General features: G+C 32.9%; 16 protein-coding genes. 13 read left to right on the forward strand and 3 right to left on the reverse strand.

Annotated features, from left to right (window positions below):
* Positions 1-68: 68 nt before the first annotated feature.
* Positions 69-776, reverse strand: coding sequence for a LytR/AlgR family response regulator transcription factor (locus J0383_RS04400; RefSeq protein WP_207297237.1), 708 nt, complete (start codon positions 774-776; stop codon positions 69-71).
* Positions 773-1813, reverse strand: a complete 1041-nt coding sequence (locus J0383_RS04405; protein ID WP_207297238.1) for a sensor histidine kinase — start codon at positions 1811-1813, stop codon at positions 773-775. The genes J0383_RS04400 and J0383_RS04405 overlap by 4 nt, the downstream gene beginning before the upstream one ends.
* Before the next feature lie 219 nt (positions 1814-2032).
* Here J0383_RS04405 and J0383_RS04410 point away from each other — a divergent pair, with 219 nt between their 5' ends.
* Entirely contained in the window at positions 2033-2830 is a 798-nt protein-coding gene (locus tag J0383_RS04410; protein ID WP_207297239.1) for a DUF5694 domain-containing protein, read from the forward strand.
* 208 nt (positions 2831-3038) lie between these two features.
* Here J0383_RS04410 and sucC read toward each other — a convergent pair whose 3' ends face one another.
* The gene (sucC, locus tag J0383_RS04415; protein WP_207297240.1) at positions 3039-4232 is read right to left on the reverse strand and encodes an ADP-forming succinate--CoA ligase subunit beta; all 1194 of its coding nucleotides are present in this window, start codon (positions 4230-4232) and stop codon (positions 3039-3041) included.
* A gap of 415 nt (positions 4233-4647) precedes the next feature.
* On the opposite strand from sucC, the gene gltB reads away from it, so the two are divergent.
* From gltB to J0383_RS04475, 12 genes are all read left to right on the forward strand, one after another.
* A complete protein-coding gene (gltB, locus tag J0383_RS04420; RefSeq protein ID WP_207297241.1) occupies positions 4648-9165 on the forward strand; it encodes a glutamate synthase large subunit in 4518 nt (1505 codons plus the stop codon).
* A gap of 131 nt (positions 9166-9296) precedes the next feature.
* A complete protein-coding gene (locus tag J0383_RS04425) occupies positions 9297-10751 on the forward strand; it encodes a glutamate synthase subunit beta (RefSeq protein ID WP_207297242.1) in 1455 nt (484 codons plus the stop codon).
* Between the two features lie 483 nt (positions 10752-11234).
* On the forward strand, positions 11235-12458 hold the full coding sequence (gene lysA, locus J0383_RS04430) for a diaminopimelate decarboxylase (RefSeq protein ID WP_177210495.1): 1224 nt from the start codon (positions 11235-11237) through the stop codon (positions 12456-12458).
* Between the two features lie 343 nt (positions 12459-12801).
* The gene (locus J0383_RS04435) at positions 12802-13536 is read left to right on the forward strand and encodes a hypothetical protein (protein ID WP_207297243.1); all 735 of its coding nucleotides are present in this window, start codon (positions 12802-12804) and stop codon (positions 13534-13536) included.
* A 386-nt stretch (positions 13537-13922) separates the two neighbouring features.
* Complete coding sequence (locus tag J0383_RS04440) at positions 13923-14312, forward strand: helix-turn-helix domain-containing protein (protein WP_207297244.1); 390 nt, start codon at positions 13923-13925, stop codon at positions 14310-14312.
* Positions 14313-14509: 197 nt separating this feature from the next.
* Positions 14510-15592 carry an acyltransferase family protein gene (locus J0383_RS04445; protein ID WP_207297245.1) on the forward strand — a complete coding sequence of 361 codons (1083 nt, stop codon included), beginning with the start codon at positions 14510-14512 and terminating at the stop codon, positions 15590-15592.
* Between the two features lie 92 nt (positions 15593-15684).
* Positions 15685-16137, forward strand: coding sequence for a hypothetical protein (locus tag J0383_RS04450; RefSeq protein WP_207297246.1), 453 nt, complete (start codon positions 15685-15687; stop codon positions 16135-16137).
* A gap of 274 nt (positions 16138-16411) precedes the next feature.
* Positions 16412-16774 carry a hypothetical protein gene (locus J0383_RS04455; RefSeq protein ID WP_207297247.1) on the forward strand — a complete coding sequence of 121 codons (363 nt, stop codon included), beginning with the start codon at positions 16412-16414 and terminating at the stop codon, positions 16772-16774.
* A gap of 145 nt (positions 16775-16919) precedes the next feature.
* Positions 16920-17477, forward strand: a complete 558-nt coding sequence (locus tag J0383_RS04460) for a hypothetical protein (RefSeq protein ID WP_207297248.1) — start codon at positions 16920-16922, stop codon at positions 17475-17477.
* 69 nt (positions 17478-17546) lie between these two features.
* Positions 17547-17909 carry a hypothetical protein gene (locus tag J0383_RS04465; RefSeq protein WP_207297249.1) on the forward strand — a complete coding sequence of 121 codons (363 nt, stop codon included), beginning with the start codon at positions 17547-17549 and terminating at the stop codon, positions 17907-17909.
* An 81-nt stretch (positions 17910-17990) separates the two neighbouring features.
* Complete coding sequence (locus J0383_RS04470; RefSeq protein ID WP_207297250.1) at positions 17991-18356, forward strand: hypothetical protein; 366 nt, start codon at positions 17991-17993, stop codon at positions 18354-18356.
* A 236-nt stretch (positions 18357-18592) separates the two neighbouring features.
* Complete coding sequence (locus tag J0383_RS04475) at positions 18593-19780, forward strand: hypothetical protein (protein WP_207297251.1); 1188 nt, start codon at positions 18593-18595, stop codon at positions 19778-19780.
* The last annotated feature ends 75 nt before the right edge of the window (positions 19781-19855 follow it).

Raw genomic sequence — 19855 nt, forward strand, 5'->3', positions numbered from 1 at the left:
TGGATAAAGCTTTGCGAACTTTGCGTTTTTTAAGGCATCAAAAGTAAACAACCTTGCGTGCTTTGCGGTTAAATCTTATTTTGATCAATTTCATCAAAAAAAGCATCTTTGTAAGTCGCACCTATTGGCAATTCTTTTCCATTTATAAAAACAGAAAAATTACCCGTTGATTCAATATGCTGCAACGAAATCACATAGGATTTATGTATTTGAATAAAATCAGTTGAAGGCAGTGATTCTATTACATTCTTTAAGGACGAATGCGTAATAATCTGCTGTTTTAACGTATGAATACAAACATAATTCTGTAGACTTTCTACGTATAAAATATCATTCAAAAATACTTTCTGAAATTTATTCTTTCCATCGGTTTTTATAAATAAAAAATCCGGCGCATTATTATTGCTTGAAACTTCAACTTTTGGCTCAGAATTTAATTTGGAAACGGCCTGATAAAAACGTTCAAACGAAATAGGTTTCAGCAAATAATCCACCGCATTTAACTCAAATCCTTCCAAAGCAAAATCGGGATAAGCAGTTGTAAAAATCACTTTTATATCTTTTGAAATGATTCGGGAAATCTGCAATCCAGTTAATTGAGGCATTTGGATATCTAAGAAAATCACATCGACTTGCTGTGTGTTCAGAAATTCCAAAGCTTTCAATGCATCATTAAAAATGCCCACTTTTTCCAGAAAATTCACCTTCCCAATATAGTTTTCTAATATTCTCGTTGCAGGCGGTTCGTCATCGACTATAATGCATTTAAAAATCATTTTCTTAGTGGTATTTTGAGGTACGTTTTAAAGGTATTATTTTCTTCTGTTTTTTTCAGAATAAATTCATTTTTATAAGTGTATTCTAATCTTTTGGTGAGGTTGTCAAAACCAATTCCAGTTGAAGAATAATTCTCCCCATCCAAACAATAATTAAAGGTTGAAATCTCCAGAAAATCATTTTTTATTTCGATGGAAATCATTGCTTTTTTGGTTTCATCGTTCAATTTTCCATGCTTAAAAACATTTTCAACAAAATGAATTAAAGCCGATGAAATAATCTTTTCGTTTGCATAATTTCCTTCAACTTTAAAATCCAAAAACAGCTGATCTTCAAAACGTTTCTTCTGTAAATGAATATAATTTTTAATAAACTGAATTTCTTTCGAAAGCACCGCTTCATCTTTATCTGTTTCGGTAATAACATACCGCAGCAAATCTGAAAGCACCAAAACATCATCAGCCATTTTATCATCTTTCAGAATCAATTGACTATAAAAAGAATTCAAGGTATTAAACAAAAAATGCGGACTAACCTGCGCTTTCAACATTTGAAATTCAGCCTTTTTATTCTCTAAAAGCAATTCCTGATTTTGATGTTGTGCAGTCTGAAATTGCCAAAACAAAAAAGTCAATGCACTTAAAATCACAGCTGGCAATCCGTAAAAAAAATTATCTTTTATGTAATAGGTAATTTCTCTAGCTTCTTCATAATAGTTGTGTACTCCGGTAATATTATACACAACAACTTCTTCCACAAAATACCGAACAGCCGTAAAAAGTAATAACGAAACTGGAATGGTCAGAATATAAAAAAGTAATTTCTTTTTGTTTAAAAACCATTCACAAAAGAAATAAAAATTAAGAACATAAATACAAAATAGGGACAGCATGTAAGTTGATGTAACACCATAATAAATTCCTTTCATTATGATTTCTATTTTCCTGTCATTAAGTCCAATATCCCATAAAATATAAGTTATAAATAATAAAAAGAAAAAGACAATATGATAGTAAAAGGGGATTTTTGATTTCATAATTTTTGATAATTAACTCAAAAATACAACTAAGCCTGAAATAGAAAATTATATTTATTTGAAAGATGCTTTTTTATGGACAAACTATCAAAAACGTTATACGAAATTATTAGGATATAAATTTCATCAGTTTGTAAAACAAAATCCATGGTTCATCAAATACAAAAAAAGGAGGTAAAAAGATAGAATACATTTGCCATGAATTTAAAAACGAAAATCATGCAAAAAATCATTTTATTAATAGCTCTTATTACATTTAACGTTGCCTCTTCTCAAACTAAGAAAAAGCAAATTTTATTGGTTGGAACTTTTCATTATGCCAATCCAGGTCTTGACGTTGCGAAACTAAATAATTTTAATATCATGTCTGAAAAGAGCCAAAAAGAACTCGAAATAATGAGTGACAAAATCAAAAAATTTGGTCCAGATAAAATATTTGTAGAATGGGAATTTAGCAAACAAGCCGATTTAGATAAGTTTTACAACAAAAACACAGATAGTCTTTTTAAAGCCAACAAAAGCGAAATAACACAACTAGCTCTGCGTACTGCTAAAAAACTGAATCATAAAAAATTATACGGAATGAATCTTTACACTCCTTTTCGCTATGATAGTTTAATGATAGCAATGGAAAAAGCAGACCAGAAGGATTTAATAGCGAAAAATAAGCTGACAACAGAAAGTTTCGAAAAAAATCACAATGAGAAAATTAACAAAAGCTCATTACAAGAAATGATGTTGTACTACAATACAAAACAAGCCGAGAATGAAAATCTTCAATGGTATTTGGAAATAGCAAACAGAGCCGGAAATCCAGACGATTTTACAGGACCATCCTTAGTTGCAAATTGGTACAAAAGAAATTTATACATGTATTCTTTAATTCAGAAATTAACGGAAAGTACAGATAATAAAATAATGATTTTAGTTGGTGCCGGTCATGCTTCCATCATTAGAGAATTTATAATACACGATCCAACATTTGAAATTGTAGAATTGTCAACTGTCTTGAAATAATTGTTTTTTAACCGCAAAGCACGCAAGGAATTTTACCTAAAAGACTTAATATAAAACGCAAAGTTCGCAAAGCTATATGGATAAAGCTTTGCGAACTTTGCGTTTGTATTCACAATACTTGAAAAAATCTTAGCGTGCTTTGCGGTTAAAAAAAATCCATTCCGCAAAACGGAATGGATTTTCTATATAAATTGATTTCTTATTTTAATTAAGAAAGAGCAGCTTTAACTTGGTCAGCAGCTTCTTGGAATTGAACTGCAGATAAGATTGGCATACCAGAGTTGTCAATTAATTCTTTTGCAATTTCAGCATTTGTTCCTTGCAGACGAACGATAATTGGCACTTTAATAGCGTCTCCCATGTTTTTGTAAGCATCAACAACACCTTGAGCAACACGGTCACAACGAACGATACCTCCAAAGATGTTAATTAAGATAGCTTTTACGTTTGGATCTTTCAAGATAATTCTGAAAGCTGTTTCAACACGCTTAGCATCAGCAGTTCCTCCTACGTCAAGGAAGTTAGCAGGCTCAAAACCAGCGTATTTAATTAAGTCCATAGTTGCCATTGCAAGACCAGCTCCGTTTACCATACATCCTACAGTACCATCAAGGTCAACATAGTTAAGACCAACTTCTTTAGCTTCAACTTCGATTGGATTCTCCTCACGGATATCTCTCATTTCAGCATATTTAGGTTGTCTGTATAAAGCGTTATCGTCGATATTTACTTTAGCATCAACTGCTAAGATCTTGTTGTCAGAAGTTTTTAATACAGGGTTGATTTCGAACATAGAAGCATCAGAACCAATGTAAGCATTGTAAAGTGCATCGATGAATTTCACCATTTCTTTAAAAGCATTTCCAGAAAGTCCTAAGTTAAAAGCAATTCTTCTAGCTTGGAAACCTTGCAATCCAACAGAAGGGTCGATTTCTTCTGTAAAGATTAAGTGTGGAGTGTGCTCAGCAACTTCTTCGATATCCATACCACCTTCAGTAGAATACATAATCATGTTGCGTCCTGTACCTCTATTCAATAAAACAGAAACATAAAATTCAGAAGTTTCGCTTTCTCCAGGATAGTAAACATCTTCAGCTACTAATACTTTGTTAACTTTTTTACCTTCAGGCGGAGTCTGAGGTGTAATTAACTGCATTCCGATGATTTGTTCTGCTAACTCTTCAACTTGTTGTAAGTTTTTTGCCAGCTTCACTCCACCACCTTTTCCACGACCACCTGCGTGAATTTGTGCTTTAATTACATGCAGTCCTGTTCCCGTTTCGGCAGTTAATTGTTTTGCAGCGGCCACAGCTTCAACTGCATTATTAGCCACGATTCCGCGTTGTACGCGTACTCCGTAACTCGCTAAAATTTCTTTTCCTTGATATTCGTGTATGTTCATAATATAGAATTTGTCTGGTTCTGAATTTATTTCAGAATAAAAGTGCGACAAAAGTAGCAAAATTCAACTTAATAGTAAAATCTTTTTTAAATTAATAATGGCTCCTTTACACATTCTACATCTCAATAAATCGAAAGAAAAATTATCATTAAACAATTGTATCTAAAAAGTTAACACAAAACCGCTAAAACGTTTGAGATTTAACAAAAACTTCAACGATATCAATAGCTAACAGACGATTTTTCTTAATATATTTTAAAGGGAATTATCATTTTATTAATTCGCAATGGTTTATATAACAATATTACTAAATAAGAACCCTTTTTCTAATATTACAACAAAAATGAAAGCAAAATCATAAATTCAATACATTATGTTTAACAAAATCTTTATTTTTGTAAAAAAAATATCAAGAATGAGAGTTAAAGAACAAGGGCTTTATCTGCCTGAATTTGAACACGACAATTGTGGTGCAGGATTTATTTGTAATTTGAATGGTATTAAGTCAAATGATATTATTCACAAAGCATTAGACATCTTAATTAAATTAGAACATCGTGGTGCCGTAAGTTCTGATGGAAGAACTGGAGACGGAGCCGGAATTTTATTCGACATTCCTCATGATTTTTTTAAGAAAGTTTGTGACTTTGAAATCCCTGAAGCACGTGAGTATGCAGTAGGAATGGTTTTTTTACCAAAAAGCAAAAACCAGGTTTCTTTTTGCATCAATGCATTTGAAGCAACTATTAAAGACCAGAACTTAAAAGTTTTAGGTTGGAGAGATGTGCCAGTTGAAGTTGAAAATTTAGGTGAAATCGCCGCAGAAAAAGAACCAACAGTTAAACAGGTTTTCGTTTCTAAAAACGGTCAAGATTTAACTGAACAAGAATTTAATGCAAAACTTTTTGCAGCTAGAAAAATTGCTGAACATGCCGTAAGAGGATCTAAAACTTCTGAAAGCCACATGTTTTACTTCTCTAGCTTATCGACCACTACTATAATATATAAAGGTCTATTGATGCCAGAAGACATCAGCCGTTATTATGTAGATTTGAAAGATCCAGACTTGGTAACTCGTCTTGCACTTGTACATCAACGTTTCTCTACCAATACATTCCCTTCTTGGGACTTAGCTCAGCCGTTTAGATACATGTGTCATAATGGTGAGATCAATACCCTTCGTGGAAACGTAAGCCGTATGCGTGCTCGTGAAGAGCTTATGCAGAGCAAAGTTTTTGGCGATGATATCAAAAAACTATTCCCAATTATCTTAGAAGGAAAATCAGATTCTGCTTCTATGGATATGGTAATTGAACTTTTATTAATGACAGGCCGTTCTCTTCCTGAAGCAATGATGATGGTAGTTCCTGAAGCTTGGGAAAAACACCAAACCATGTCTGAAGAGAAAAGAGCTTTCTATGAGTACAACGCTTGTATCATGGAGCCTTGGGATGGTCCTGCTTCTATTCCGTTTACAGATGGTAACGTAATTGGAGCTTTATTAGACAGAAATGGTCTTCGTCCTTCTCGTTATACTTTAACCAAAAGCGGATTCGTAATTATGTCTTCTGAAATTGGTGTATTAGACATCGATCCAGAAGATGTAATACAGCACGGTCGTTTAGAGCCAGGAAAAATGTTCTTGGTGGATATGAACGAAGGCCGTATCATTGAAGATGATGAAGTTAAAAAAGCGATAGTTACAAAACGTCCTTATAAAGAATGGGTTGATGCTAACTTATTGCCATTAGCCAAAGTTCCTTACACAAACAACCCTACTCCTGTTGAAAAATTAGATTTCTTAACAAGACAACGTTTGTTTGGATATACTATTGAAGATTTAAAAACAATCATCAACCCAATGGGTAGCGACGGAGCTGAAGCCATCAGTTCTATGGGTAACGACACGCCGTTAGCTGTATTGTCAGATCAGCCACAATTGTTATACAACTATTTCAAACAATTGTTTGCACAGGTTACAAACCCGCCGTTGGATGGTATTCGTGAAGAAATCATTACCGATATCAGTTTAGCAATTGGAGGAGATTTCAATATTTTCGAAATCGAATCGAAACAATGTAAAAAATTAAAAATCCAAAATCCGGTTATTTCTAATGAGGATTTGGATAAAATTAGAAATATCGATCACGCAGATTTCAAATCGGCTACCATTTCTACTTTATATAAAATAGAAAAAGGAGTTAACGGTTTAGAGCGTGCTCTTGAAAAATGTGTTCAGGCGACTTTTAAAGCGGTTAATGAAGGATGCAACATCATTATCTTATCAGATAGAGGTGTGAGCGAAGAATTGGCTCCAATCCCAATGCTATTGGCTTGTTCTTACATTCACCACTCATTAAATATTTTACAAGTTCGTTCTAAATTCGGAATCATCATCGAATCTGCTGAGCCACGCGAACCTCACCATTTTGCTTTATTGTTTGGATATGGCGCAAGTGCGATCAATCCTTACATGGTAAACGAAATCATTCACGATCAAGTCGAAAAAGGTTTCATTACAAAAGTAAAAGCAGATTACGCAGTTGTAAATTACAACAAAGCAATCGCAAAAGGAATCGTAAAAATCATGAACAAAATTGGTATCTCTACATTACATTCGTATAGAGCTGCTCAAATTTTCGAGATTTTAGGATTAAACAAAACATTTACCTCTAAATATTTTCCTTACACACCTTCTAGAATCGAAGGAATTGGTTTAATGGAAGTGGAAAAAGAAGTGAAAAAACGTTTCCAAAAAGCTTTCCCAAATTCAAAAATTGCAAACTTGCTTTCTCTTGAAATTGGAGGTATTTACAGATGGAGACGTGGTGGTGAAAAACATATGTTTAACCCAACTACGATTTCTAAACTACAGCAAGCAGTTCGTTTAAACAGCCCAGAAAGCTATAAAGAATATGCTAATGCGGTAAACGAGCAAAGCTCAAACCTAATGACTATTAGAGGTTTATTTGAATTCAACAATTTAGATCCAATTTCTATTGACGAAGTGGAACCTTGGACAGAAATCGTTAAGAAGTTCAAAACTGGAGCAATGTCTTATGGTTCTATCAGCCAGGAAGCTCACGAGAACTTAGCCATTGCAATGAACAGAATTGGCGGAAAAAGTAACTCTGGAGAAGGTGGAGAAGATCCAAAACGTTTCCAGAAAGAAATTAACGGAGATTCTAGAAACTCTGCCATCAAACAAGTAGCTTCAGGACGTTTTGGTGTTTCGATCAACTATTTGACAAATGCTAGAGAAATCCAAATCAAAATGGCTCAGGGAGCAAAACCTGGAGAAGGTGGACAGCTGCCTGGAGAAAAAGTAGTGCCTTGGATTGCCGAAACTAGAAACTCTACGCCTTATGTAGGTTTGATTTCGCCTCCGCCTCACCACGACATTTACTCTATTGAGGATTTATCTCAGTTGATTTATGATTTGAAAAATGCAAACCGTGAAGCTCGCATCAACGTAAAACTAGTTTCTGAAGTTGGAGTTGGAACAATCGCTGCCGGTGTTGCCAAAGCAAAAGCTGACGTGATCTTGATCTCTGGTTATGATGGAGGAACAGGTGCTGCACCATTAACTTCATTACAGCACACAGGTATTCCGTGGGAACTTGGTTTAGCTGAAGCACAGCAAACACTTATCTTGAATGACTTAAGAAGCCGTGTAGTTTTAGAATGTGACGGACAATTAAAAACAGGACGTGACGTAGCGATCGCAGCTTTATTAGGTGCCGAAGAATTCGGTTTCGCAACGGCTCCACTTGTAGCTTCTGGATGTATCATGATGAGAGCTTGTCACTTAAATACTTGCCCGGTTGGTATTGCAACTCAGGATCCTGAATTGAGAAAAAATTTCAAAGGAACTCCAGAGCACGTAATCAACTTCATGTATTTCATTGCTGAAGAGTTAAGAGAGATCATGGCTCAATTAGGTTTCAGAACTTTAAAAGAAATGGTAGGTCAGTCTCAAAAATTAAACGTAGACAAAGCCATCAAACATTATAAAGCGAATGGTTTAGACTTATCGACTATTCTATACAAACCGGAAAAAGCGAAAACAGTTCCAAATCATAATACAACAACTCAAGATCACGCTCTTGAAAACGTATTAGATTTCGACATCATCAAAGAAGCTATTCCATCTATCTATAGAAAAGAGAAAACGAGAGTTACCTTCAAAATTAAAAATACAGACCGTTCTGTAGGTGCGATTTTGAGTAACGAAATCTCAAAAATTTATGGCGCACAAGGATTACCAGATGACACTATTTTAGTTGATTTTGAAGGTTCTGCCGGACAAAGTTTTGGTGCATTTGCAACAAACGGATTGTCATTTAAAATTCACGGAAACTGTAATGATTACTTAGGAAAAGGTCTTTCTGGAGGAAAACTAATTGTAAAAGTACCTCCTACTGCAACTTTCAATCCTGAAGACAACATCATTATTGGAAACGTTGCCCTTTACGGAGCTATTACCGGAGAGGCTTATATTAATGGTATCGCAGGAGAACGTTTCTGTGTGAGAAACTCTGGAGCAACAGCAGTTGTAGAAGGAATTGGAGATCACGGATGCGAGTACATGACAGGTGGTACAGTTGTAGTTTTAGGAAAAACTGGAAGAAACTTCGCTGCTGGTATGAGCGGTGGTGTAGCTTACATTTACGATCCGAACAAAAAATTCGATTCGACAGTATGTAACATGGAAATGGTTGCATTCGATCCAATGGAAGAAGAAGATCTTACTAAACTAAGAAAACTGATCAAAAATCATTCGTTGTACACCAGCAGTCCATTAGCAAAAAGAATTTTAGCAGACTGGGAAAATCAAACACAGCACTTCGTAAAAGTAATGCCGACAGATTACAAAAAAGCATTAAAACGAATTGCGGAAGAAAAACAAATAGAAGAATTAATAGCGGGATAAAAATCAATTTCAAAAAATAAAATTCCAAATTCCAATGGCAATATCAATGTCAACGAAAATGTCTTCCTGAGCGGAGTCGAAGGATTGGAATTTGGAAATTTAAAGAAATTGGAATTTAATTTAAGAAAGTCATGGGTAAAATAGGCGGATTTAAAGAATACAATAGAGCCGACGAAAGTAATTTAGCAGTTGCAGAACGTGTTTCCAACTACAACGAATTTACTATTCCGGTACCAAAAGATAAATTAAAAGAACAAGGATCAAGATGTATGGACTGTGGTATTCCTTTTTGCCACAGTGGATGTCCGTTAGGAAATTTAATTCCTGACTTCAACGACATGGTGCATCAGGAAGAATGGCAGAGTGCATTAGAGATTTTGCAGTCTACAAACAACTTTCCAGAATTTACAGGTCGTTTATGCCCTGCTCCATGTGAGAAATCATGTGTATTAGGAATCATCAAAGATCCAGTTTCTATCGAAAACATCGAAAAAAGCATCGTAGAAAGAGGTTTTGCTGAAGGATGGATTAAACCACAGCCACCAAAATCTAGAACTGGAAAAACTGTTGCCGTAATTGGTTCGGGACCTGCGGGTCTTGCAGCTGCTCAGCAATTAAACAGAGCGGGTCACACGGTTACTGTTTTTGAAAGAGACAACGCAATTGGAGGTTTATTACGTTACGGAATTCCAAACTTCAAATTAGAAAAAGGAATTATCGACCGTCGTGTAGCTATTCTTGAAGCAGAAGGAATCACTTTCAAAACAAATGTGAATGTTGGGGTTAACTTCAGCGTTGAAGAATTAAACCAATTCGATTCTATCGTTTTATGTGGAGGAGCAACTGAAAGAAGAAGTTTACCAACTAAAGGAATCGAAAGCAAAGGCGTAGTTCAAGCAATGGATTTCTTAACGCAACAAACTAAAGTTTTATACGGAGAGTCTATTCCAGACCAAGTTAAAGCAACTGGTAAAGATGTAATCGTTATTGGCGGTGGAGATACAGGTTCTGACTGTATTGGAACTTCTAACAGACACGGAGCTAAATCGGTAACGAACTTTGAGATTTTACCAAAACCTCCAGTTGGAAGAAGCGAAACAACTCCATGGCCTTTCTGGCCGTTACAGTTAAAAACATCTTCTTCTCACGAAGAAGGTTGCGACAGAAACTGGTTAATCAATACGAAAGAATTCATCTCCAACGAAAAAGGGGAATTAACTGGATTGAAAACGGTTGAAGTACAATGGAAAATGACTCCAGGTCAAAGACCAGAACTTATTGAAAAAGAAGGTTCTGAGAAAATCTGGCCTTGCGACTTAGCGTTGTTAGCTCTTGGATTTACAGGTCCAGAGAAAACATTAAGCGAGCAGTTAGGTATCGAAACTGATGTGAGAAGCAACTATAAAGCACACAACTATCAGACAAACGTTCCTCACATTTTCACTGCCGGTGATATGAGAAGAGGACAATCATTAATTGTATGGGCTATTTCAGAAGGTCGCGAAGCAGCAAGAGAAGTAGATTTATTCCTTATGGGATCTACAAACTTGCCTACTAAAGGAAAAGGAGATCTTCCTAGCTTGTAATTTTTAAGGTTCTGAGATGCTAAGATTCTAAGGGACTAAGGTTTTCTTGTATGCGTGATCTTTAGAACTAAAAATTAAAACTATAAAAACAACAACACATACTATTTGACAAACCCTTGAATTTCCTTTCAGGGGTTTTGTTTTTTTTGTTTTTTTTCCGCCACGAATTCACGAATTTTTCTTTTTTTTACTTTGCGCAACAATAGCCAAAGCCATTGGCTATATTTTAAGTATAATTCGTGAGATTAAAGCAAAGGATAATTTTCAGCGTAATGTAGGAATTAGAAAAATTCGTGAATTCGTGGCGAAAAAAACTTAGTATCTTAGCACCTCAGAACCTTAGCATCTTAAAAAAGGTTACAAAACTCCAAATACAACAACTTTTTGTTTAAAATAAAACAATTTGTTATAATTTGTTATTTTTCTACAATTAATTTGCAGTTACTCAAAAGAGTAATAACTTTGCTCAAAATAAGTTTAAAAATGCAAGCAAAAGATTTACTGCAGTTAGCAGACCAATTTGGAAGTCCATTGTATGTTTACGATGCTGAAAAAATCCAATCTCAGTACAACAGATTAACTAAAGCTTTCTCTAAGGTAGAAAACTTAAGAGTTAATTACGCCATGAAGGCATTGTCTAATGTTGCGATTCTACAGTTATTAAAGAACATGGGGTCTGGATTAGACACTGTATCGATTCAGGAAGTTTTATTAGGACTTCATGCTGGCTATGAACCCGAAAGAATTTTCTTTACACCAAACGGAGTTTCTTTAGAAGAAATTGAAGAAGTTGCCGCAATGGGTGTACAAATCAATATCGACAATTTATCTATTCTGGAGCAATTCGGAACAAAACATCCACATATTCCGGTATGTATTCGTATCAATCCGCACGTAATGGCGGGTGGAAATGCTAATATTTCTGTTGGGCATATCGATAGTAAATTCGGAATCTCTGTTCACCAAATTCCGCATATTTTGCGAATTGTGGAGAACACAAAAATGAGCATTGTGGGTATTCACATGCACACAGGATCTGATATTTTAGATATTGAAGTATTCTTGTATGCAGCTGAAATCCTTTTCGATACAGCGAAACATTTCAAAGATTTACAATTTTTAGATTTCGGAAGTGGATTCAAAGTACCTTACAAAAAAGACGATATCGAAACCGATATTGAAGAATTAGGTAAAAAATTATCTAAAAGATTCAACGCTTTCTGTTCTGAATACGGAAGAGATTTAACGTTGATTTTCGAACCTGGAAAATTCTTGGTGAGCGAAGCAGGTCATTTCTTAGTAAAAGTAAACGTAGTAAAACAAACCACTTCTACCGTATTTGCAGGAATCGATAGTGGTTTCAACCACTTAATCCGTCCAATGTTTTACGGATCTTCACACCATATCGAAAACATTTCGAATCCAAAAGGAAAAGAGCGTTTTTACTCTGTTGTAGGATACATTTGCGAAACCGATACTTTTGCAAACAACCGTAGAATCGCGGAAATTACAGAAGGAGATATTCTAGAGTTCAGAAACGCTGGAGCATACTGTTTCTCAATGTCTTCAAACTACAACTCAAGATACAAACCAGCTGAAGTGCTATGGATGAACGGACAAGGAATCTTGATTCGCCAAGCTGAAACATTTGAAGATTTACTTAAAAATCAAATTCCGTTGCCACAAGAAATTGCTGCTACGGTTTAACAATAGAAAAAAAGAGAATATCACCGAAGTCCCGTTTCTTAATTGAGGCGGGATTTTTTTGTTTTTAGATCCCTTAGATGTTAGACTTTTTAGATTGTTTACTAACTTTTTTATCAGATTGAACGTTCCAAGACTTTAATGAAATCCACATAAAATAACCTTTCTTTTGTGATTCCGAGAAATGAGAAGTTTTACAACAAATTTTACAAAATTATATTATTCTTAAATAATATAAAATATCTCTTTTCTTAGTTAGGTTTTATAAGAAAAAAAATATTAATAAAAATATTATATTTGAAAAAAAAAACTGCACTAAACTAACACAAAACCAACAATTTAAACAATGATTAAAAACCAACCTATAAAAGATTCTGTCGTAAAAGATTCTATCGAAATTGTAAAAGAAATTAAAAAAAGTTCAGATCACTTAACAGAGAATACTGAATTAATTTCTAATCTAATAAAGCTTATAGATGTTTTAAAATGGCCTATATTAATTTTAATAATAGTTTTAATTTTAAAAAAGCAAATCTTAGAATTAATTTCTAAAATAAAAAAAATTGGTCAAGGAGGAATAGCAGTAGAAATTGAACAACAAACTATTGCAATTATATTAGAAAAAAAACCTGTTTCGAATGTGGATAAAGCATTAGGTTTATTTAGAGAAGAAACTATCACCTTTTTTAGGAATGCAGTTTTACAAGAAACTGATATCCAAGCATACAAATCGGATGGAGAAAAAGCTCAACATTTATTAAATTATTCAATTGCTTTATACATAAACAAGCATTTTGATATGTTGTATAATTTAATTTATGGGTCTCAACTTCAAATTTTACAATTACTCAACTCAAATTATTCAAATGAAAATATGCAAACGTTAAAACGATTTTACGATATTGCAGTAGAAACTTATCCTAACTTCTATACTAACTATCCTTTTGATGAATATATTAATTTTTTAATTTCAGCGAATTTAATTGTTGAAGAAAAAACAGAAGTTAAAATAATATCTTTAGGTATAGATTTTCTTAAATACTTGACGGAAACTAGTCGCAGTTTTGATAAATCAAAATAGATTCGATTAATAATAGAATTAGAAAAATATTTTGAGAAATTATATTTATGAGAAATTTTGACTTTGAAGAATTTAACAATAATATTAATAAAAATCTTATTTCAGCACAAAAATTAATTAGTGTTATCGAAAACGTACAATGGGACGAAATCCCGATAGCGCGGATTTGTAATCCGTGCCCGCATAGATGAGCACATTCTTCTTCATTGATTTTCTTTATGGGCACGGATTACAAATCCGCGCTAACGATTCTAAGAAAGTTGAACTTCGTACTTATTTACATAAGAAAAACCGTATTTTTGTTTTGTTCAAAATAGTAACTTACTAAAACCCCATGTTTTTCACCAACCTCTATTTTTTCAGAAAAAATTAAATACCTTTGAAATATGAGTACAGCAATAAAACCAAAACATATCGGTAGAAATATCAGCCGAATCAGAGAGCTTAAAGATATGAAGCAGGAAGCGCTTGCGTATGCAATTGGTTCAAGTCAGCAGACTATATCTATTATTGAAAACAGCGAAATTGTGGATAAAGATAAACTTGAAAAAATTGCAGAAGCACTTGGAGTTACAGTTGAAGCTATTGAAAATTTTTCAGAAGAAAATGTCATAAACTATTTTAATACTTTTCATGAATCTGTTTCTGGAAGTTTTATAACAAACAATTCTTGTACTTTCAATCCTCTTGATAAAGTTGTAGAACTTTATGAACGTTTGGTTCAAGCTGAAAAAGAGAAAAACGAATATTTAGAGAAATTATTAAACGGAAAATAATTTACTTCAACAATATCAATTTTATAAAAGCACAAGTATCATTTACTTTGTGCTTTTTTTGTAATCAAAAAAACAGAAATTAAAAAAATAACAGATAAATAAAATTTGATTTCATATATTTCCAGATAATATAATATTTTAGCACCTTAAAACAGATTTTCTGAAACCCATTTACATTCTTAAAACTAAATTTAATTTTGAAAATTCAGCAACTTACATTTACAAGATTCATTGCGGCAATATCAATTGTAATCTTCCATTATGGTACAAAAAACTTTTTATTCGACAATTTCATTTTTAAACAAGCAAGTGTAGGAGTTAGTTATTTTTTTATGTTGTCTGGATTCGTAATGATTATTTCTTACGGAAACTTAGAGAAAATTGATTTTTTTGAATATCTTAAAAACAGACTTGCCAGAATTTATCCTCTGTATGCTTTAGCAGCATTATCTGTTATGGTCTCAAATCAATTTAAGAATGTCAATATTGAAAACGTTTTAATTCACTTTTCGATGTTACAAAGCTGGATTCAAGGACAAGCTCCAAAAATTAATCCGCCTGGCTGGTCATTATCTGCAGAATTATTCTTTTATATTACTTTTCCTTTTTTTGCAAACAAATTTTATTCGAAACTAAAATTAAAAACAAATGCCCTTTGGATTATTTCATTCTGGATTATTAGTTTAGTACTTTTTAATTGCATATTGTATGGTATTATAAGTTTTAAGAGTTTTCCTCCAGATCTTAACGCTTATTATCCTTTAATGTATTTAAATACATTCCTGATTGGTAATCTGGCTGGTCTCTATTTTATCAATCATCTTAAAAACCAACAGGGAAATTATTTAATTCCCATATTAATATGCCTACTGTTTTTAATTCTAGCATTGCGTTATCCAACAGGAATTGATCATCATAACGGATTGTTTGCTGTTATTTTTATTCCGCTTATAATTTTTATATCTCTAAGCACAGATAAACTAACTACATTTTTTTCTCGAAAGGAATTTGTGTTTTTAGGTGAAATTAGTTTTGGCATTTATATACTTCAATATCCTGTGTGGATTATTTTTTCAGATTTTAGATTAAATAAATTTTTAGGAACCGACAGAGAAGCAGATTATACTTTAAACTTTTTCATTAGGTTACTTATTTTAATCGCTGCATCAGCTTTAAGCTATCTGTATTTTGAGAAACCAATGAGAAATCTGATAAAAAGTTTCGGGAAACGAAAACTCGAAAATAAACAAATAAATACAACAGAAAGCATTCAAGCTTGAGAAGAATAATATTTTTTTTACAATTTCTCATATAAAACAAAATCCGATAAATTTAAATTAAAAAACTACTTTAGCCACACAAACCCAAATCCATGAAATTTACAATTACTCTATCAACCCTACTCCTACTATTTACAACCAATTTATTCAGCCAAACCATTGCTGATTTAAAACTAAAACCAAAAGAAATTCCAAAAGGTGGTTATATGGTAAGCGACGGAAATATTTGCATTACGCCGCAAGCCTGCACTTTTTATAATGATATCGAAACCTACAGCAATATTGTGGGAACTGTGAAAGGTAAAGCGATTCAGAGTTTTAAAAGCAAAGCAGATCGTGGTTCTATTATGTATTTTGAATTTGATCACGTTTTTAAAGGCGAGCGTTTTCTGCAAGGTTTATTATGGGGAAAAGACGGTCAGCCAACAGCAGAACATCCAGAAGAATATATTGCAAAAGGAAAATTTCTGGTTATTTGGAGTTTACAGCCAGATAGTCCGTTAAGAGAAAAATCCGAAACTAAAATTGAAGCGATTTTAGAATAAAAAATCCCGTTTCTTTATTGAAGCGGGATTTTTTATTATTCCTTAAATGGTATTCTTTATTAATGATTATGCATTTTTTCGTAAAAACTTGACTAATAAATATAATAGATACAGTAAAAACAAACCAAAGCCCAGAATTACAATCTGCCAAATAAATAGTCCTAACTCAAAATCATTAATTAAATTTTCCATAATTTTATCTTTTAAATATCTTATTTGGTAAAGTACAAATAAACGAAAAAGCTTTATCATTTTAAAAGTAAAAAACACAAAAATGAAACTACAAATACGAATTCTGTTTTACTCCATTTTATTCTTTTTATATCTAACCCTAACGCAGTTTATTTTATCATTAGGTGGAAAATTAAAAACAGATCCTTACATCACTTTAGGTTGTGGTTTTGCCGTTTTAAATCTTATTTATGCCTTTTTAGGCCTAAAATGGAAACCTCTTTTAAATATACTTTTTGCGATAGGAATCGCAGCTTTGGCATTGTTTCTGGCTTTAAAATTTACCGACTTACATTTGGTTATCGATTACGATCCGTATCAGGTTAAAACGGTAATATTTGCCAATGCGATTTTCTCTATTATTTTTTGGGAAATTGTGTATCAGATTAAAATTAGAAAAAAATAATTTTTGAATTGCCTTCAGCTTCAACTGGAGGCAATTTTTATTAAGCGATTGATAGAACGCTGCTCATTACGTTAGAAAATCATATATTTTCGTACGTATTTTTTTATATTAGCGCTGAATTTTTCTAAGCCAAAATAGAATTAATATGAAAATTAGAATTGTACTTCTTCTCTCTTTATTAGCCATTTCTTGTAAAAAAGAAACCAATCCTGAAACCGAAAAACCTCAAATCGTTTCAAAAGATACTATTGAAGTTTCTGAAAAACCCGAACAAGAAGCTCAAAAAAACGATACTGTTGTAATATCAACCAAACACAAAATCAACAAAATAGTCTGCGATCTCGATGGCGATAAATTAAATGAAATCGTCGAAATTGTACGAAGCACTTTAAGCGGTAAAAGTGGTCTTCGAATTACCTATGGAAACGGAAAAAAGACTGATTATTTGGGTTTGGGAAATGATGTTCTAAAACAAGGTTTTGATGAAATCGATTGGGTTGGAATATTTGAAAAAGCACCAAAAAACGAAATATATTACAACAATGTAAACGATGAAGGCGAAATTATTGGTGAAGAAGATGTAAAAGAGGAAGACAAAATAAAACTGCCAAATGACGGAATTTTTATTCATGCCGATGAAAGTTGCGGCGGCGGAATTATTTACCTGAAGAACGGAAAATACGAGTGGATTCAGCAAGAATGAATCTGTAATACCTTTGAATATGAAAAGTACGAAATTGGCATTTTAGATAATCTTCATATATAAAACATCATGAAAAACGAGATAAGTAATCTAACGAATAATTTGCGTTCCAATGATGAGATGTTTATCACCTTATTTGAAAATGGAATTCTTCGTAAAAAACTCAATCAATTTCTGCTTGAGTATACTTTTGCAAAACAAAATCAAGATGGATTTATTGTAATGCTTAATACAGATGAAAACAAAAACGCTTTTATTTCTGCAAACAGCGAGTTTTCATTGTATGCAATAAGGTCAATATCAGTTATTGAAAATGGTGATTTTTATTTTCATATCGTTTTAAATTTAAAAGATGATTATCAAGAAAAATTTTTCCTCACAATGTATATGAATTATGATCTTTCTGTCTACGATATTGAATTGAGCAGATAAATTCTTTTATTTATATTTTAAAACTTTTCTCTCAAATTAGGAGAATTTAGTATATTTATTTAAAATTATAAACTTCTAAAAATGAGAAAATTAATCTTAGGTTTTGTATTCTTAATTGGTTTATCAGTATCGGCGCAGACCTCTAAAGAGTTGATTGGAAAATGGCAGCTTATAAAATGGACCAAAAACGGAAAAGACAAAAGCATTCAAGAACGTTTTAAAACAGATCAGGTTTTTCAGGTTTTTAAACAAAATGGTGATTTCGAAAGTGTTATTGGCACTGAATCACATAAAGCATCTTGGAAACTATCTCCAGATAATTCAGAACTTACTATTATTTCTGTTTTATTGCCTATTAAATTCAAAATTGACTATTTCGATCCTCAAAAACGAATTATAAGCACACCAGGACTTGGAACTCTGGAATATAAAAAGGTGGCAGAATAATTCTTTTGCATAATATAAGTTTCTTATGAAAATAACAAGATCTTATCTAGCCCCGATGGAAGCGATATCCTTTTGTGGCAATCTCCACAACAGTTGGAAGCCACAAAAGATTTAGCGTACAGCGGGACAGTTAGTTCTTGTAAAAATGAGACCATCTGCTCCTAAAAATAATTTTAAAAAAGGCATAGTTGTTGAAAGTTAAAAAAGATATATTTACACCTTCAAATGTGACTACTATGCAAAAAACTACTTTACTATTTTCTATATTCTTTTTAGTCCTTTCATCATGCGGGGTCAAAACAACGCAGTCACTTTTAAGCGATGGTGATTATGATGGTGCTATAAATCGTGCAGTTGAAGCTTTGCGTACCAAAAAAGATTCTAAAGGGAAACAAGATTATGTATATTTACTCGAAGAAGCATTTGCCAAAGCCAAAGACCGCGATCTGCGTAATCTTGAAATGATGGCTAAAGAAGGTAATCCAGCCAATTCTGAACGCATTTACAATACGTATTTACAATTGAATAGCCGTCAGGAAAAAATCAGACCTTTATTACCGCTTCCGTTATTAAAACAAGGAAAAAATGCTTATTTCCCGTTTGATAATTATTCGGATCAAATTGTAAGCAGCAAAAACGAACTTTCGAAATATTTATACGAAAACGCCTCTGCCCTTTTGAAATCAAAAAACAAAATGGATTTTAGAAAAGCATATGACGATTTTTTCTATTTGGAAAGTATAAATCCGGGGTATAAAAACACCAAAAAATTAATGGACGATGCGCAGTTTAAAGGAACTGATTTTGTAGATGTTTATGCTAAAAATGAAACTGAAATGGTGATTCCAAAACTGCTTCAGGAGGATTTACTAGATTTTAAAACGTATGGATTAAATGATAAATGGACGGTTTACCACAACGCCAGACAAAAAAACGTTACATACGATTATAGTTTGATTATCAATTTCAGACAAATTTTAATTTCTCCTGAACAGATTAAAGAAAAGGAATTCATTAAAGAAAGGCAGATAAAAGATGGTGTTAAAACACTTCTTGACAGCCGCGGCAGACCTGTAAAAGACAGTTTGGGTAAAGAAATTAAAGTTGATAATTACAGAACACTTCGTGCGAATGTGTACGAGTTCAGACAATTTAAATCTTGTCAGGTTACTGCTAAAATTGATTACATTGATTTACGAACAAATCAATTAGTACAGACATTTCCGGTAAGCAGCGAATTTGTGTTTGAGAATATTTATTCGACATATAAAGGCGATAAAAATGCCTGCGAGGATAATTATATTGCATATTTTAACAAAAGAGCGGTTCCTTTTCCGAATAACGAGCAAATGGTTTTCGACACTGGTGAAGATCTAAAAGCCAAGCTGAAAGACATTATTGTCCGCAATAAAATAAGGCAGTAACCACATAAACAATCATTTAAAGACGCATTCAAAAGATGCGTCTTTTTTTTTTAACACTCAAAATTATAAAAAAAT

The sequence above is a fragment of the Flavobacterium endoglycinae genome, from assembly GCF_017352115.1.
Lineage (GTDB): Bacteria > Bacteroidota > Bacteroidia > Flavobacteriales > Flavobacteriaceae > Flavobacterium > Flavobacterium endoglycinae.

Bases quoted from the DNA above. Each gene is read 5' to 3' on its own strand.
- J0383_RS04455 (WP_207297247.1), top strand. From the start codon at position 16,412: ATGAAACTACAAATACGAATTCTGTTTTACTCCATTTTATTCTTTTTA.
- sucC (WP_207297240.1), bottom strand. From the start codon at position 4,232: ATGAACATACACGAATATCAAGGAAAAGAAATTTTAGCGAGTTACGGA.
- J0383_RS04410 (WP_207297239.1), top strand. From the start codon at position 2,033: ATGCAAAAAATCATTTTATTAATAGCTCTTATTACATTTAACGTTGCC.
- J0383_RS04450 (WP_207297246.1), top strand. From the start codon at position 15,685: ATGAAATTTACAATTACTCTATCAACCCTACTCCTACTATTTACAACC.
- J0383_RS04470 (WP_207297250.1), top strand. From the start codon at position 17,991: ATGAGAAAATTAATCTTAGGTTTTGTATTCTTAATTGGTTTATCAGTA.
- J0383_RS04440 (WP_207297244.1), top strand. From the start codon at position 13,923: ATGAGTACAGCAATAAAACCAAAACATATCGGTAGAAATATCAGCCGA.
- J0383_RS04460 (WP_207297248.1), top strand. From the start codon at position 16,920: ATGAAAATTAGAATTGTACTTCTTCTCTCTTTATTAGCCATTTCTTGT.
- J0383_RS04475 (WP_207297251.1), top strand. From the start codon at position 18,593: ATGCAAAAAACTACTTTACTATTTTCTATATTCTTTTTAGTCCTTTCA.
- J0383_RS04400 (WP_207297237.1), bottom strand. From the start codon at position 776: ATGATTTTTAAATGCATTATAGTCGATGACGAACCGCCTGCAACGAGA.
- J0383_RS04435 (WP_207297243.1), top strand. From the start codon at position 12,802: ATGATTAAAAACCAACCTATAAAAGATTCTGTCGTAAAAGATTCTATC.
- lysA (WP_177210495.1), top strand. From the start codon at position 11,235: ATGCAAGCAAAAGATTTACTGCAGTTAGCAGACCAATTTGGAAGTCCA.
- J0383_RS04425 (WP_207297242.1), top strand. From the start codon at position 9,297: ATGGGTAAAATAGGCGGATTTAAAGAATACAATAGAGCCGACGAAAGT.
- gltB (WP_207297241.1), top strand. From the start codon at position 4,648: ATGAGAGTTAAAGAACAAGGGCTTTATCTGCCTGAATTTGAACACGAC.
- J0383_RS04405 (WP_207297238.1), bottom strand. From the start codon at position 1,813: ATGAAATCAAAAATCCCCTTTTACTATCATATTGTCTTTTTCTTTTTA.
- J0383_RS04465 (WP_207297249.1), top strand. From the start codon at position 17,547: ATGAAAAACGAGATAAGTAATCTAACGAATAATTTGCGTTCCAATGAT.